19 protein-coding genes and 1 pseudogene are annotated in these 15,618 nt (G+C 29.2%); 14 read left to right on the top strand and 6 right to left on the bottom strand.

Annotation, left to right across the window (positions count from 1 at the left end; genetic code table 11):
• Positions 1-6: 6 nt before the first annotated feature.
• The 3 genes from L8X40_RS07865 to L8X40_RS07855 all read right to left on the bottom strand — a co-directional run bounded on the left by L8X40_RS07865 (position 7) and on the right by L8X40_RS07855 (position 1,467).
• Positions 7-228: a ribbon-helix-helix protein, CopG family gene (locus tag L8X40_RS07865; protein WP_263667636.1), complete on the bottom strand. Its 222-nt coding sequence runs from the start codon at positions 226-228 to the stop codon at positions 7-9.
• Between the two features lie 10 nt (positions 229-238).
• On the bottom strand, positions 239-802 hold the full coding sequence (locus L8X40_RS07860) for a bacteriohemerythrin (protein WP_263667635.1): 564 nt from the start codon (positions 800-802) through the stop codon (positions 239-241).
• A gap of 77 nt (positions 803-879) precedes the next feature.
• Positions 880-1,467, bottom strand: a complete 588-nt coding sequence (locus tag L8X40_RS07855; RefSeq protein WP_087700921.1) for a bacteriohemerythrin — start codon at positions 1,465-1,467, stop codon at positions 880-882.
• A 126-nt stretch (positions 1,468-1,593) separates the two neighbouring features.
• Between L8X40_RS07855 and L8X40_RS07850 the strand changes: the two genes are divergently transcribed.
• Together L8X40_RS07850 and L8X40_RS07845 are read left to right on the top strand one after the other, a co-directional pair.
• A complete protein-coding gene (locus L8X40_RS07850; RefSeq protein WP_087700920.1) occupies positions 1,594-2,259 on the top strand; it encodes a response regulator transcription factor in 666 nt (221 codons plus the stop codon).
• Positions 2,222-3,475 carry a sensor histidine kinase gene (locus tag L8X40_RS07845; RefSeq protein WP_214136322.1) on the top strand — a complete coding sequence of 418 codons (1,254 nt, stop codon included), beginning with the start codon at positions 2,222-2,224 and terminating at the stop codon, positions 3,473-3,475. The genes L8X40_RS07850 and L8X40_RS07845 overlap by 38 nt, the downstream gene beginning before the upstream one ends.
• A gap of 2 nt (positions 3,476-3,477) precedes the next feature.
• Here L8X40_RS07845 and L8X40_RS07840 read toward each other — a convergent pair whose 3' ends face one another.
• The 3 genes from L8X40_RS07840 to ribE are packed head-to-tail and all read right to left on the bottom strand — an operon-like array spanning position 3,478 to position 4,926.
• Positions 3,478-3,684: a hypothetical protein gene (locus L8X40_RS07840; protein WP_039618783.1), complete on the bottom strand. Its 207-nt coding sequence runs from the start codon at positions 3,682-3,684 to the stop codon at positions 3,478-3,480.
• On the bottom strand, positions 3,677-4,354 hold the full coding sequence (gene pgeF / locus L8X40_RS07835; protein WP_214126532.1) for a peptidoglycan editing factor PgeF: 678 nt from the start codon (positions 4,352-4,354) through the stop codon (positions 3,677-3,679). Before pgeF ends, L8X40_RS07840 begins: the two co-directional genes overlap by 8 nt.
• The gene (ribE, locus tag L8X40_RS07830; protein WP_214136323.1) at positions 4,318-4,926 is read right to left on the bottom strand and encodes a riboflavin synthase; all 609 of its coding nucleotides are present in this window, start codon (positions 4,924-4,926) and stop codon (positions 4,318-4,320) included. The genes pgeF and ribE overlap by 37 nt, the downstream gene beginning before the upstream one ends.
• Before the next feature lie 123 nt (positions 4,927-5,049).
• Here ribE and mnmG point away from each other — a divergent pair, with 123 nt between their 5' ends.
• From mnmG to L8X40_RS07775, 12 genes and pseudogenes are all read left to right on the top strand, one after another.
• Positions 5,050-6,900: a tRNA uridine-5-carboxymethylaminomethyl(34) synthesis enzyme MnmG gene (gene mnmG, locus L8X40_RS07825; protein WP_263667634.1), complete on the top strand. Its 1,851-nt coding sequence runs from the start codon at positions 5,050-5,052 to the stop codon at positions 6,898-6,900.
• A 121-nt stretch (positions 6,901-7,021) separates the two neighbouring features.
• On the top strand, positions 7,022-7,357 hold the full coding sequence (locus tag L8X40_RS07820; protein ID WP_412175588.1) for a DUF7021 domain-containing protein: 336 nt from the start codon (positions 7,022-7,024) through the stop codon (positions 7,355-7,357).
• A gap of 38 nt (positions 7,358-7,395) precedes the next feature.
• Positions 7,396-7,653, top strand: coding sequence for a DUF2262 domain-containing protein (locus L8X40_RS08630; protein ID WP_412175587.1), 258 nt, complete (start codon positions 7,396-7,398; stop codon positions 7,651-7,653).
• Positions 7,654-7,669: 16 nt separating this feature from the next.
• Positions 7,670-8,476, top strand: a complete 807-nt coding sequence (locus L8X40_RS07815) for a DUF2262 domain-containing protein (protein WP_263667632.1) — start codon at positions 7,670-7,672, stop codon at positions 8,474-8,476.
• A gap of 140 nt (positions 8,477-8,616) precedes the next feature.
• Positions 8,617-9,120 (top strand): ubiquinol cytochrome c oxidoreductase, 2Fe-2S subunit, encoded by a 504-nt coding sequence (locus tag L8X40_RS07810; RefSeq protein WP_039618773.1) that lies wholly within the window; start codon positions 8,617-8,619, stop codon positions 9,118-9,120.
• 1 nt (position 9,121) lies between these two features.
• Positions 9,122-10,366, top strand: coding sequence for a cytochrome b (locus tag L8X40_RS07805; protein ID WP_263667631.1), 1,245 nt, complete (start codon positions 9,122-9,124; stop codon positions 10,364-10,366).
• A 2-nt stretch (positions 10,367-10,368) separates the two neighbouring features.
• Positions 10,369-11,496 (top strand): c-type cytochrome, encoded by a 1,128-nt coding sequence (locus L8X40_RS07800; RefSeq protein ID WP_263667630.1) that lies wholly within the window; start codon positions 10,369-10,371, stop codon positions 11,494-11,496.
• Positions 11,497-11,669: 173 nt separating this feature from the next.
• Complete coding sequence (gene rpsB / locus L8X40_RS07795; RefSeq protein ID WP_087700911.1) at positions 11,670-12,455, top strand: 30S ribosomal protein S2; 786 nt, start codon at positions 11,670-11,672, stop codon at positions 12,453-12,455.
• Positions 12,455-13,531: a translation elongation factor Ts gene (gene tsf / locus L8X40_RS07790; RefSeq protein ID WP_087700910.1), complete on the top strand. Its 1,077-nt coding sequence runs from the start codon at positions 12,455-12,457 to the stop codon at positions 13,529-13,531. Before rpsB ends, tsf begins: the two co-directional genes overlap by 1 nt.
• 2 nt (positions 13,532-13,533) lie before the next feature.
• A complete protein-coding gene (locus L8X40_RS07785) occupies positions 13,534-14,169 on the top strand; it encodes an ABC transporter ATP-binding protein (RefSeq protein ID WP_087700909.1) in 636 nt (211 codons plus the stop codon).
• A complete protein-coding gene (gene fliR / locus L8X40_RS07780; RefSeq protein ID WP_087684959.1) occupies positions 14,156-14,926 on the top strand; it encodes a flagellar biosynthetic protein FliR in 771 nt (256 codons plus the stop codon). Before L8X40_RS07785 ends, fliR begins: the two co-directional genes overlap by 14 nt.
• Before the next feature lie 60 nt (positions 14,927-14,986).
• Positions 14,987-15,618 (top strand): annotated as a pseudogene (locus L8X40_RS07775) (hypothetical protein); the annotation flags it as partial.

Below are 15,618 nucleotides of genomic sequence, written 5' to 3'. Positions count from 1 at the left end.
AGAAGATTAGCATTTTAATTTTTTAATAATACTATCTAGCTTTTTACTATCTCCATCTTTTAGATCCTCTAAAGCTTCTATAGCTGGAGCAAAGTCCTCCATTTCATCAAGATAATTTTCTAAAGCATTGCGTAAAATTTCAGCTTTTTTCTTTTTAGAAAATTTTGCAGTTTTATTTAAGCGCTCGTAAAGTTCTTCTGAAAGAGTTAAAGTATATTTTTTATTCATTGTCTAGCCTTTATTTTAGTCTTATTGCTTCTTGGCAAGTTTTGCATTTATAGCTTGCATTGGTTGTTTGTATTTTTTGATGAATTTCACAAGGTACTTTGTGAATTTTGTCAGCACATGAGCAAACATACTCATAAAATTCTTGCAAATCTTCTGAGTTTGTTTCATTGTCTTTTTTATTTAATCGCGTTTGGTGCCATTTTTCTATCTTCATATCTTCTCTTAAGATATGCTCTAGTAGCCATTTTGACGCAATGATATTGAGTTTTTCTTTTAAATCATTAGTACTTTTTATATTTTGAATTAAATCTATCATGGATTGAATAATGCTTTTGTGAATTTTTTGATGATTAGCAAGTTCAGGATAACCTATTTTTGCCATATATTTTTCTTCTTCAGCAAAATGTTCTTTCATATAGTTAAAAAAATCTGCAAGTAAAAATTTGATTTGTCCTTTATGAACGGGTTTATCTGAAATCATTTCTACATTAGCAGCAAGTTCAAAAAGTTTTTTGTGTTGTTTATCGATTTCATCATTGTGAATACTGTATTTATCACACCATTTTGGTAGCATATCAACCCCCTGTTTATATTTGGCAGAGTTTTGCAGGCATTATAATTTACAATATTTTAAATTATGATTAATTTTTATTAAATTTCTGTTTTTTCTTTACATAAAACTAGGTTAGCGGAGCATTCTTTGCATTTAAATTGCACTTTAGAATATTGCATTTTCAAATGAATGTCATAAGGAACTTTATGGGTTTTCCCTTCGCATTGACATTGATATAAAAACTTCTTTGGTTTTGGCTTTTCTTCTTCGAAAGTATCTGAAGAATTTTTTACTTGTGTATTTTGTCTCCAGTGTTCTATCATCATATCATGTTGTATAATATGTTCTATAAGCCATGAATTGACTACTATGTATAGTTTTTCTTTTAAATCATTCGTGCTTTTTATGCTTTGTATAAGTTTTATCATAGATTTTGTGATTTGTTTATGCATGAGCTTATGTTGGTTTAAATAAGGGTAGTTGATTTCAGCCATGTAGTTTTCTTCATCTTGGAAATGGATTTTTATATAGTTAAAAAATTCAGCTATAAGTTTTTTAAGTTCTACTTGATAAATTGGTCTATCTGAAATTTTTTCTACTTTTGCAGCAAGTTCAAAAAGTTTTTGGTGTTGAGCATCAATTTTTGTATTATTGATACTATATTTTTTATCCCATTCAGGTAGCATAACAAATCCTAAAGTACAAATATAAAACAGTTAATATTTTATAAATATTTGGCTTTAACTCTGCTAAATTCACATTCAATTTACATAAAAAAAATATAATGCTTTAAAGCAAGATAAAGGATAAAAATGGCTACGCAAATTCTTTTACTAGAAGATGATATTAATTTAGGGGAAATTGTTAGTGAGTTTTTAGAAGAAGAAGGCTTTGAAGTAGTTTTAGTAGACAATGCTCAAGATGCGCAAGATAAAGCCTATGAGAAAAATTTTGATTTATGGATTTTAGATGTAAAAGTTCCACAAGGTGATGGTTTTAGTGTGCTAAAAAATTTAAGAGAGGCAGGTAAATACACGCCAGCTATTTTTATGACTTCATTAAATACTACTATGGATTTACAAAAAGGTTTTGAAAGCGGTTGTGATGATTATATTAAAAAACCTTTTGAGTTGCAGGAGTTAAAAATAAGAATTAATGCTATTTTAAAGCGTTCTTTTGCTCATAAAAATGAAGATTATGAAGACTTGGGAAATGGTTTTAAATTTGCTTTTGTTTCGCAAACTTTATACCAAGATGATAAGCCTTTGACTTTGCCTTTAAAAGAATTAAAGCTTTTATCTTTGCTTTTAAAAAACAAAGGTAAATTTATAGATACTGCTTGTATTTTTGAAGAAATTTGGGAGTATGATCAAGAGCCAAGTGAGCTCAGTTTAAGGGCTTATGTAAAAAATTTACGAAAAATTTTAGGTAAAGATAGTATTGTTAATCAAAGGGGAAGAGGGTATTGCTATGTATGAAGCCAAGCGTGTTGCATGGCAAATTCTTTCTTTATATTTGGTAAGTATAGGAAGTGTTCTTATAGTGCTTTTTGGTGTATGGTATGCAAAGCTAATAGAAGAATTAGTAACTGAGCATAGTGTAAAGTTAAGACAAGAACACCGTTTTGTAATTTTACAAATGGAAAAATTGCGTTTTGAGCCTATAGAAAAAGGTGCTAGAAAAATTGCTCAAATTTCTAATATAAAATTTGCAATATTTGATAGAACAAAAGTCTATTTTTCTAATCTTGACTTGCCTGCTCAAACAATATTTTTTAAACTTAATAATACAAATATTTACAATAATAACACCTTAATTTATGTAGCTGATGTGAATTTAAATAATTTATTGCTTGCAAATACTCAAGGACAAAATGCTTTGGAGGTCTTAGGCGATGTTAATCGTCTGAGAGTTTTAGTGCAAGGTGATGATATCTCTAAAGAGCTTGGTTTTATAAGGTTTAAGGTGGCTTTGGCTATGATTTCTTCTTTGATTTTTGTAAGTATAATGGCTTATTTTATACTAAAATTTGCACTTAAACCTTTAGAAATGAGAATAAGATTTTTAAATAATTTCATAAAAGATACTACTCATGAAATTAATACACCAATTAGTGCGATATTAATGAGTGTAGAGAGTTTGGAAAGAAAAAATAATTTTGAAGAAATCAAGGCTTTAAAGCGTGTAAAAATAGCTGCTTTGACTTTAAGTCATTTATATTCAGATTTAACTTTTTTAAATTTTTCTCAAGCTTATGAAGCTAAAAAAGATTGGATATTTTTAAAAGATTTAATCAAAGAAAGAATGGAGTATTTTAAGATATTTTTGGAGCAAAAAAATATTAATTTAGAGCTTATCTTGGAAAATAATGGAAAAATTTATGCCAACAAAGAACAATTTTTTAAAATGTTTGATAATCTTATTAATAATGCTATAAAATATAATGTAAAAAATGGCCATATTAAAATAATGCTTTTAGAGCAAAGGCTCATAATAGAAGATAGTGGCTGTGGTATAGCAAAAGAAAATTTAGCCAATATTTTTGAGCGTTATTCAAGATTTAATGAAAATCAAGGTGGTTTTGGTATAGGGCTTTCTTTGGTTGATAAAATTTGTAAAGAGCATAACATTAGCGTAAAAGTAGAAAGTGAGTTAAAGAAAGGAACAAAATTTACTTTAACTTGGAAAAATTAAAATCATTTATTACTCATTTTAGCCTTTTCTTTGGCATTTATAAGCGTTGTGATAAATTCATTTAAATTTTTAGTATCGTTTTGATTTAGAGTTTGTGGGGTATGATTTAGCATTTGAGTGATTAAAACTTCGTTACTTAAGTCATTATCGCCAAATTCTCTAGCCTTTTGTAAAATTTTCAAAGCAAGTAAATTTTTTACTTCATACATTTGAATCCTTTAAATAAATTACGCTAACAATGCGCTTTGGAGTTTGGTTTTTTCTGTAAGAAAAAAATCTCTCATCATCAAAGGTGCAAAGATTGATATCAAAAATATCATTAATACCTAATTCTTTTGCTTGAAATTTAACTAATGCTTTTAAATTAAGCTTATTTTCATGTAAAAAAGGTGCAAAATTTTTTTTGCTGTAATTTAAAACCTCGCCATTAATTTCATAATTTTTAGCACAAATTCCTGCTGAAATAATAAGTTTTAAATTCTTGGTTTGAGTGTTAAAACTTTCTTGCATTTTTAAAACAGCTTCTTTTAAGATATTTTCAAAACAACCTTTTCTACCTGAATGTAAAGCTGCTATGGTTTTATTTTCATCATCATATAAAAGTAAAGGCAGACAATCAGCACTTAAAATACACAAAGCTATATTTTTCTCATTGCTAATTATCCCATCAGCGTTAAAGTGAAAATCTTTATTATAATGAGTAATGATATTAGAGTGAATTTGATTTAAAAATACACACTTTTTTATAGAATTTTCCCAAGGAAAAATATTATCATGAATTTTTGCTCTAAAAATATTATAATCTTGATCAAAAGCTACAAAAGCTTTTGCAAAATCATTTTCTAATAAAGCGATGCAATCTTGTCTATTTGTTGCCATGAGATTTCTTTTTTATAATTTAATTGTCTGTGTATATATCTTGCCAAAAGATCACTTTCTATATTTACGCGTCTTGCTATGGTGTAATTTTTAAACAAGGTTTCATTAAAGGTTATAGGAATAATAGTCAAACGAATACTATCTTTTAAAACTTCATTGATAGTTAAGCTCACCCCATCTATGGCTACACTTGCTTTATTTGCCATATAAATTTGTATATCATCAGGACATTTAATATAAAAATCAACCCCGTTTTCTTTTTTGAAAATATTAGTAATTTCGCCAATACCATCAATGTGTCCTTGCATTAAATGCCCATCTATTTTATCACCATAAGCTAGTGCGGGTTCTATATGCACATAATCTTTTAAATTTTCAATAGCTATGTGAGTTCTTGTTTCATAAGAAAGCTCAAGATTAAAGCCATCATCAAAAAGTTTTGTTACACTCAAACACGCACCATTGACTGCTATACTATCGCCTAGTTTTGGTTTATAGTTTGCTTTTAATCTTAAGGTGTTGTTTTGATATGATTTGACAAAAGCTAATTCGCGGATTAATCCATTAAACATTCAATACCTTTAATTTTTATGAGATTTTATCTAAAACTTTTAAATTTCAAAAAGTATTTTTAGTGTTTTGTTTTAAAAAATATTATATAATTTTTGCCTTTTTTATAAAAATGAGGTCAAAATATGTATGATATAATCGTAATAGGTGGCGGGCATGCTGGAGTTGAAGCTAGTGCTGCTGCCGCTAGAATGGGTAAAAAAACTTTACTTTTAACTACTTTAATCGAGCAAATTGGTGCTGCAAGTTGTAATCCTGCTATAGGTGGTTTAGCAAAAGGACATTTAGTAAAAGAGCTTGATGCTATGGGTGGATTTATGGGACAAATTACCGATGAGGCTGGAATTCAATTTAGAATTTTAAATGAAAGCAAAGGTGTAGCAGTGCGCGGAAGTAGAGCGCAAATTGATATGGATGCTTATAGAATTTGTGCTAGAAATAAGCTTTTAAAACTTGAAAATTTAGAAATTTCTCAAGAGCAAGCTTTGTCTTTACTTATAGAAAATGATGAAGTTAAGGGCGTTAAAACTAATTTAGAAAATACATATTTTGCCAAAAAAATCATACTTACAACAGGAACTTTTTTAAACGGACTTATCCATATAGGTGAAACCAAGCTTCAAGCAGGTAGGGTAGGTGAGCTTGCGTCTGTAAATTTGGGAGATTACTTAAAACGAAGTGGTTTAAAAGTAGGAAGATTAAAAACAGGAACTTGTCCAAGGGTTGATGCTAAAAGTATTGATTTTAGTGTTTTAGAAATTCAACCTGGAGATGAAAATCCTAAAGCTTTTAGTTTTAAAACGAAAAATTTCAAGCCTAATCAACTTCCATGTTATATAGCAAGAACAAATTTAAAAACACATGAGATTATAAAAAGTAATTTTTATCGTGCTCCGCTTTTTACAGGACAAATTGAAGGTATAGGACCAAGATATTGTCCTTCTATAGAAGATAAGATTAATCGTTTTGGTGATAAAGAAAGTCATCATTTATTTATAGAACCACAAACTAAAGATGCGACTGAATATTATATCAATGGCTTTTCTACCTCGCTTCCTTATGAAGTGCAAATTGCAATGCTAAGAAGTATAAAAGGTTTTGAAAATGCTAAAATCACGCGTTTTGGTTATGCTATAGAGTATGATTATATAGACCCAACAGAACTAAAACATACTTTAGAAACTAAAAAGATTAAAAATTTATATTGTGCTGGGCAAATTAATGGAACTACTGGTTATGAGGAAGCAGCTGCACAAGGTTTTATGGCAGGAGTGAATGCGGTTTTAGCAATTGATGAAAAAGAGCCTTTTGTGTTAAGGCGCGATGAGGCTTATATAGGGGTATTGATTGATGATTTAGTGATGAAAGGCACGAAAGAGCCTTATAGAATGTTTACCTCAAGAGCTGAGTATAGACTGCTTTTAAGAGAAGAAAATGCTATTTTAAGGCTTGGAGAATATGGATATAATTTTAAACTTTTAAGTCAAGAAGATTATGCATATATTGATTATATAAAACAAAATGTTAGCAAAGGACTTGAGTTTTTACTTCAAACTACATGGACACCAAGTAATCAAAATAATGAATTTTTACAAAGTATTGAAGAGGAAAAAATCACTTCAATAGTGAGTTTACAAAAAATTGTTGCAAGAGCTAGTTTTAATATAGAAAAATTAAAAGCTTTAGATGAAATGTTTAAAAATATGGATGAGTATTCTTTGAATGAAATTTTAAATGAAGCGAAGTATTATCATTATATAGCAATGCAAAAAGCACAAATAGAAAAAATGAAAAACTTAAATGATTTGAAAATTCCTGAAAATTTTGACTTTAAAAGTGTGAGTGGATTGAGTAATGAAGTAGTAGAAAAACTGCAAAAATTTAACCCACCAACTATTTTTGCTGCTTCGCAAATTAGCGGTATTACTCCTGCTGCTTTGGATATTTTACATATTTATATCAAAATGAAAAAATGATAAATAAAATTTTAATGGATGTAAAAAATAAAGTCTTTGAAGTAGCTACTGTGTTTGGTGAAGGCTCTGTAGCTGCTACATATTATGATAACAAGTTTTATAGAATTCTTTTCCTGATGTTATTGCTTATAAAAATTTAGAAAACAATGAAATAATTAAAAATAAAATATTAATAAATAAAATTGATTCTGATACGACTTATTATCATCAAGTGTTTAAAGAAAAAACTATAATGAAATTAAAAGTAAAAGAAATTAATAACAAAACCTTTGAGTTTATTGATGTAATAGAAAATAATTACAAAGATGAGGAATTGCAGAATATTCTAAATAATTATTTAGAGCCTATTTATTGTAAAGATGAAGTGTTGGGAAATTTTACGCTAAATAAATCATTAAATATATTTGAAAAAACTTTTTATTGGGTAAATAATGAAAAAGGTTCTTATTCATTTTGATAATGAAGTTGGTAAAAAAGAAAATTATGTAAAATTAAATAAGAAAAATAATTAAAAATAAAAATAAATTAGATGAAAAAATAAAAGAATATATTTACGGACAATTAGCGGGTAAACTAAATGATAAAAAGTTATCAAAAGAAGAATTTATAAATTCTTTAAGTTTTGAATCTATTGATATAACAAATGATACTATAGAATTTTATATAGATGATGGAGGACTTTTTGACTGGCATGTTATTATAGTTGAAAGTAGTTTTGATTTTGATTTTAAAAAAGTTGAATTGGCTGGATAAAATAGGGGTAATAAAAATGGAAGATAAAGAAATAAAAGAATTTAATAGTCAGTTTGAAGATGAAATTTTAGATATTGCTTTTATATTAAAAGAATATGCTGTAGGAGCTGGAAAAGTACCTAATAAAGAAAAATATTATCAAGTATCTATTTCAGCTATTGCATATAAAAATTTTGCTGATAACACAGTAGTAGAAAATGAAAATATAACAATTCAAAAAAAAGATGATGATACTAAATATTATTTTAACACATTCAAGGATAAAACTATAGTAAGATTAAAAGTAAGAAAGCATAAAGACTTTGATAATGCTTTATATAAAAGGTTTTTGCTTGTTGAATTAATAGAAAATAATTATGAAGATGAAGATTTAGAACCTATATTAGATAAATATGTACAGCCTGTATATTATAAAGATGAAATATTAGGAACTTTTGAGCTTGATAAGGGATTAAATACATTTATAAATAATATTAATTGGGTTGATAAAAAGAAGGTTGAAGTTACTTTCAATAATGATAATATTGAAAATTCTATACAAATACTTAGAAAAATATTTGAAGACAAAAAGGAATTGGATAAAAAAGTAAAAGAATATATCGCTAGTCAATTATTAGAAGAAGCTAATAGTTATAATGAAGATGCTGATAAAAAGAAAATCAACGAAAAACAATTTGCAAAACTTTTAACTTTTGAATCTATTAGTATAAAAAGTAATGGTATAGATTTTTATGTTGATGATGGTGATGTTTTCTGGGGACATGTTATTATAGTTGAAAGCGATTTTGATTTTAGTTTTAAAGATGCTTATATAGCAGGTTGATCTTATTTTTGGCATATAAAAATTTTAATTTTAATCTATGAAAGGTTAAATTTTATATAAATGTTTTTCAAAAGAAAAAATTTATCATTTTTTAGATAAACTGCTGTGTTTTACATACAAATCAAAACAAAGGAAGTAAAATGGCTACATCTGAAAGTAGACGAAGCTTTATGGGTTTTGCCTTTGGAACAGTAGCTGCTGTGGGTGGTGCTTTTTCATTAGTTGCAATGAAAAAAACATGGGATCCGCTCCCAAGTGTAAAAGCAGCAGGTATTACTACTGTAGATCTTTCTGGTATGAAAGAGGGCGAGCTAAGAACAATTGAATGGCGTAAAAAGCCTATATTTATCTTAAAAAAAGATGCAGATATGGCAAAAGATAGCAATAGAGATGTTGTTGTAGGCGATGTTGCTTATACTGTGGTTATTGGTCTTTGTACGCATTTAGGCTGTATTCCAGCTTATGCTCCAAGTGAAAAATTATTTAAGTGTGCTTGCCATGGTGGCGAATTTGACACTAGTGGTAAAAATGTATTTGGTCCTCCTCCAAGACCTTTGGACATTCCTCCTTTTAGAATCGATGGAACAAAATTAGTATTAGGCGAAGAAGGTCCAGAATATAAAAAAATGATCGCGGAGGCTTAATATGGCACAGATAAAAAAAGCAAACGGTATTGTAGATTGGCTTGATAAAAGACTAGCTGTAAATAAGCTTTTTAATGTTTTAATGGCTCAATATTGGATACCAAAACAAATTAACTTCTTATGGGCAATGGGTGTTATTTTAACCACTCTTTTTGCTATTTTATTTATTTCAGGTTTATTTTTAGTAATGTATTATAAGCCAGATGTGGCTTTGGCTTTTGATAGTGTTAATAAGACTATCATGCAAGAAGTAGAGTATGGTTGGCTTTGGCGTCATATGCACGGTGTGGCTGCTTCGGTTGTATTTTTAATCATATATATTCACATGCTAACAGGAATTTATTATGGTTCTTATAAAAAGGGTCGTGAGATGATTTGGATTAGTGGTATGCTTTTATTTGTTGTATTTTCAGCAGAAGCATTTAGTGGATATATGTTGCCTTGGGGACAAATGAGCTTTTGGGCTGCTCAAGTTATTACTCAGCTTTTTGGTGGAATTCCTTTTATAGGTGATGCATTAGTTATTTGGATAAGAGGAGATTTTGCAGTTTCAGATCCAACTTTAACTAGATTTTTTATGTTGCATGTGTGTTTATTGCCTATTGTAATTTTGGCAATTATTGCATTCCACTTTTATTCTTTAAGAATTCCTCATGTAAATAATGAAATCTCAGAAGAAATTGATTTTGATTTAGAAGCTGAAAAATATTTAGCAGGTGATACAAAAGGTTCTAAAGTTATTCCTTTTTGGCCAGGATTTTTAGCTAAAGATTTTATGTATATTGCGCTATTTATGATTTTCTTCTTTTATTTGGTATGTTTTAAATTCAATTTTGCAATGGATCCAATTAACTTTGACCCAGCAAATTCTTTAAAAACACCTCCTCATATTTATCCTGAGTGGTATTTCTTATGGAGTTATGAAGTTTTAAGAGGATTTTTCTTTGATGTTGGAAGCATTAAGGCTTTTGATATAGGACTTGCAGCATTTGGTATAGCACAAATTATTTTCTTCTTATTGCCTTGGCTTGATAGAAGTGATGTTGTAAAACCAGCACACGAAAGACCAATGTTTTTTGTATGGTTTTGGGTATTATTGATAGATTTAATTGTACTAACAGTTTATGGAAAGCTTCCTCCAACAGGAATTAATGCTTGGATAGGATTTTATGCTTCTATGGTATTTTTACTATTATTGTTAGTAGTCTTACCAATTATTACTATCATGGAAAGAAAAAGGGGCTAATAATGAGAGAATTAAAAATATTTTTTGTAGTTGTCTTTTTCACAGGTTTAGTTTATTGGGGGGTTGAGCCTTATGCACATTCAGTGATGAATCCTCCTTCAACTCCGGTTAATTTTGACTTTGCAAAAGCTGATGCAGAATTTACCAAAGGTGAAGTTGCTTTAAAAGAAAAAGCAGCAATGGATGCTAATGCTTCAGGAAGCGAAAAAGCTATAGCTAATGCTCAAAAAGCATTAGAGTTTGCTAAAAGCCAAGAAGAAGCTACTAAGCAATTATGGGAAAAAATCGCAAAAATCGATTTTAGCAAAGGTAATGCACAAAAAGGAAAAGAGCTTTTTGAAGGAAATTGTATTGCATGCCATGGTGTAAAAGCTGCTGGAATTCCTGCTACTATCACAGATTCTTCTTTAGGTGTAACACCTCCTGATTTAAGTGATGCGGGTACTATTTATGATGAGAAATTTTTAACCGCGCTTATCATTGATCCGGTTAAAGCTTTGCAAATTTCACATAAATTCAATGATGAAAATCCATTCTTAATGCCTGCTTATCCTTTAAGTGGCGATGAAGCACAAGATAGTCAAGATTTAGCAGACTTAATTGCATTCTTTAAAAATACAGCCAGTGAATATGAAAAAGAATTTGATGCAAAATTAAAAGCTGATTTAGAAGAAAAATATGCTAAAAATCAAGAGCTTTCAGAGCAAGCAAAAACGGCTTTAATTGCAAAAGAATTTGATTTTGCTAAAAACAAACATACGTTTGAAAATGCTTGCGGAAGATGTCATGATGTAAAATATGATGGCTTTGTTTCAAGCTCAAATATGAGTGATTTAAAAAATTATCTTGGTATGACACCTCCGGATCTATCTATGATGATTCGCTCTAAAGGCACGCATTATCTTGAAATTTTCATTAACGAACCTCAAAAGAAAATTCACGGTACTGCTATGCCAAGAGTTGGTCTAAATGAAAAAGCACAAACTCAAGTTATTAGTTATCTTGAAAAAGTTGGTGATAGTAAAAAAGAAGAAAGAGAGCAAACAGGAATTTATATTATGATATTCTTTGCTATCTTAAGTATTTTTGCTATAGGTTGGAAAAGATCAGTTTGGTCTAAACTACACTAATTTACTCAAAGAACGCCTTGTGGCGTTCTTTTTCTTCAATAATAAGCTAAATATAAAATAAAATTTGATATAATATTTTTTCATTTCACACGCATTAATATCCTTATTAGGTTGCTTATGGGTTAAAGAATGCGGAGGAATAAACCTAATTATTTTATTTCAAGGAGAATTTCATGGTAAGCATGAGAGATTTATTAGAGTGCGGTGTACACTTTGGACACCAAACAAGAAGATGGAATCCAAAAATGAAAAAATTTATTTTTGGAGAAAGAAAAGGTATTTATGTAATTGATTTACAAAAAACACTTAGATACTTTAGATATACATATAATATCGTTCGTGATGCTGCAGCAGAAGGTAAGACAATTTTATTTGTTGGAACTAAAAAACAAGCAGGTGGAGCGATTAAGGAATATGCTGAAAAATGTGGTATGCCTTATGTAAATCACAGATGGCTTGGTGGTATGATGACAAATTTTGGAACTATCCGCCAATCAATTAGAAAATTAGAAGTTATAGAAAAAATGGAAGAAGATGGAAGTATTAAGCTTTTAACTAAAAAAGAAGCATTAATGCTTACTAGAAAAAAAGAAAAATTACTAGCATATCTTGGTGGTATTAGATATATGAAAACTCAACCTGATATGATTTTTGTTATTGATACTGTTAAAGAAAAAATTGCAGTACAAGAAGCTAATAGATTAAAAATCCCTGTAGTTGCTCCACTAGATACAAACTGCGATCCTGACTTAGTTGATTTCCCAATTCCAGGAAATGATGATGCAATTCGTTCGGTTCAACTTTTCTGTCAAGAAATGGCTGAAGCAATCAATGAAGGTAAAGCATTAAGAGAGCAAGATGGTGAAGTTAGCGAAGAACAGCCTATTTCTGAAGAAGAGAAAAAAGAAGTTTTAGAAGAAGCTATGAGTGAAGAAGATTTTGAAGGAGATAAAGAGTAATGGCTGAAATCACTGCACAAATGGTAAAAGAACTGCGCGAGAGTACTGGCGCAGGTATGATGGATTGTAAAAATGCTTTAAAAGATACAGATGGTGATTTTGAAAAAGCAGTGCAACTTTTAAGAGAAAAAGGACTTGGAAAAGCTGATAAAAAAGCTGATCGTTTAGCTGCTGAAGGTTTAGTAAGCGTAAAAGTAAGTGATGATTTTAAATGTGCAACTGTAAGTGAAATTAATTCAGAAACTGATTTTGTTGCTAAAAATGAACAATTTATCGCTTTAACAAAAGATACAACAGCGCATATTCAAGCTAAGAGTCTTCAGAATGTTGAGGAATTACATTCAAGTGAGATTAACGGTGTTAAATTTGAAGAGTATTTAAAAAGTCAAATTGCAACTATTGGTGAAAATTTAGTTGTTAGAAGATTTGCTACTTTAAAAGCAGGTGCCAATGGCATAGTAAATGGCTATATTCATACCAATGGTCGTGTTGGTGTGGTTATTGCTGCAGCTTGTGATAGCGAAGCTACAGCTAGTAAGTGTGGAGAATTTTTAAAGCATATTTGTATGCATATTGCTGCAATGAAGCCAAGTTATTTATCTTATGAAGAACTTGATATGGATTTTGTAGAAAATGAATACAGAGCTTTAGTTGCTGAGTTAGAAAAAGAAAACGAAGAAAGAAGAAGATTGAAAGATCCTAATAAACCAGAGCATAAAATTCCAAAATATGCAAGTAGAAAACAATTAACTCAAGAAGTAATTCAAGCAGCTGAAGAAGCTATTAAAGCTGAGCTTCAAGCACAAGGTAAGCCAGAAAAAATTTGGCCTAATATTATCCCAGGTAAGTTAAATAGTTTTATTGCGGATAATTCTCAACTTGATAGCAGACTTACTTTAATGGGTCAGTTTTATGTAATGGATGATAAAAAAACTATCGAGCAAGTAATTTCTGATAAAGAAAAAGAGCTAGGTGGAACTATCAAAATAGTTGAATTTATTCGCTTTGAAGTAGGTGAAGGTCTAGAAAAGAAAACCGAAGATTTTGCTGCTGAAGTTGCTGCACAAATTGGTTAAAAATGGAACTTTTAAAAGCGGAAAATTTAAGCCATAGTTTTGATATTCCGCTTTTTGAAAATTTAAATTTTGCTGTAAATGCAAAAGATTGTATTGCAATATGCGGAAGTAGTGGATGTGGTAAATCTACTCTTTTGCATATTTTATCTACCTTATTAAAACCTCAATCAGGAAAAGTTTTTTATAATAATCAAGACTTATATAGTTTAAATGATGACGCTTTGCTAGAAATTCGTAGAAAAGATTTTGGAATTATTTTTCAAATGCATTATTTGTTTAAAGGTTTTTTGGCTTTTGAGAATATAGAGCTTGCGAGTGTTTTAAGCGGACAGAATATTGATTATGAATTATTAGAAAAACTTGATATTGCAGATTTAATGAATCAAAAAATCACAAAGCTAAGCGGTGGACAGCAGCAAAGAGTAAGCATAGCTAGGGTTTTAAGCAAAAGACCAAAGATTATTTTTGCTGATGAAGCTACTGGAAATTTAGATTTTAAAAATGCTTTAAATGTAATGGATATTTTGATTGATTATATCAAGAAAAATAACGCAGCTTTGATTTTTGTTACGCATGATCAAGAGCTTGCTAAAAAATGCGGCAAGGTTTTTCACTTAAATAACCATGGAATTTGTTAAATATTTAGGCGATGAAAATGTAGTTATTTTCATGCTTTTGTTTGCTAGAATGAGTGGGTTAATAGTTTTTTTTCCTTTTTTTTCTCACAATAGTATACCTTTGGTGGTAAAAACAACCTTAGCTTTATTTTTAACAATGTTTTTATATCCTTTAGCAAAGCTTGAGGGCAATACACCTGATTCTTTTTTTATTTTATATCTTTTAAGTGAAGTACTTTTTGGTATGATGGCAGGGTTGATTTTGCAAATGACTTTTGCTATTTTACAAATGGCAGGTGAGCAGGTTTCTTTTACCATGGGATTTTCTATGGCTAGTGTTATGGATCCTACAACTGGTACAAACACACCTGTAATCTCACAAGTTTTAAATTTATTAGCTTTACTTGTATTTTTGGCCTTTGATGGACATCATTTAGTTTTGCTTTTTATATCCAATTCGTTAGAATACATTAGTTTAGGTGGGTTTTATCCACATGAAAATTTAATACTTTATTTAAATAAAGCCATGGTAAATATTTTTGTACTTGGTTTTTCTATGGCTTTTCCGGTTTTGGCTATATCTTTATTATCAGATGTAATCTTTGGTATGCTTATGAAAACTATGCCTCAGTTTAATCTTTTGGTAGTGGGGTACCCTATTAAGATATTCTTATCTTTTGCAGTGCTTATTGCTATTTTGCTTATTATGATGCAGTATTTTAAAAATTTAACAATGAAAAGTTTTGAGCATATGGAATTATTATTTTTTAATATATAAGCAATAAATAATTAAAAATGTTTTAAAATAAGATATTTCTTTAATTTTGGGAGATGACAGATGAAGGTTTTGCTGATAAATTCTAATACGGCTGTTTCAAAGCTAATCAGTTTAGGGGTTCAAAAATTAGGTTATGATTTTGAAGAAATTACAAATACTGAGGAGCTTGGAGAATTTTATGATGTTATTATTATAGATCATGATATTGAAGCTAGTTTAGATGATTTAAAAAGCAAATGTAATAGATTGATTTGTTTATTACCTAGAAACCAAGAGCAAGTAGAAGGCGTAGAATGTTTATATAAACCTTTTTTACCAACTGACTTTATAGAGCTTTTGGGTGGTGAAAAAACTTTAAATGAAGATAAAAATAATACTTTAGAAGAAGATGAATTAAATTTTGATGATGATGTTTTAATTGCTAAAGATACGCCTTTAGATGGAAATGAACTTTTAGCTGGTATTGACTTGTCTGAGCATGAAGAGAGTTTAAGTGAAGATGATTTAAGTTTGCAAGAAGAATTTTTTGAAGAGACTTTAGATGATGAATTAAAAGCTGGCAATATACCTGAAACAACAGATATATTAGTAGATGAAAAAAAAGATGAAGATGATTTGGTATTGCTAGATGATTTACATGAAGAAAATATAGAAGAAAATATAGAAGAAAATATAGAAGAAAATATAGAAGA

The organism is Campylobacter sp. CNRCH_2013_0855 (assembly GCF_025773025.1).
GTDB lineage: Bacteria > Campylobacterota > Campylobacteria > Campylobacterales > Campylobacteraceae > Campylobacter_D > Campylobacter_D jejuni_C.
This window is presented reverse-complemented; position numbering and strand designations above follow the sequence as displayed.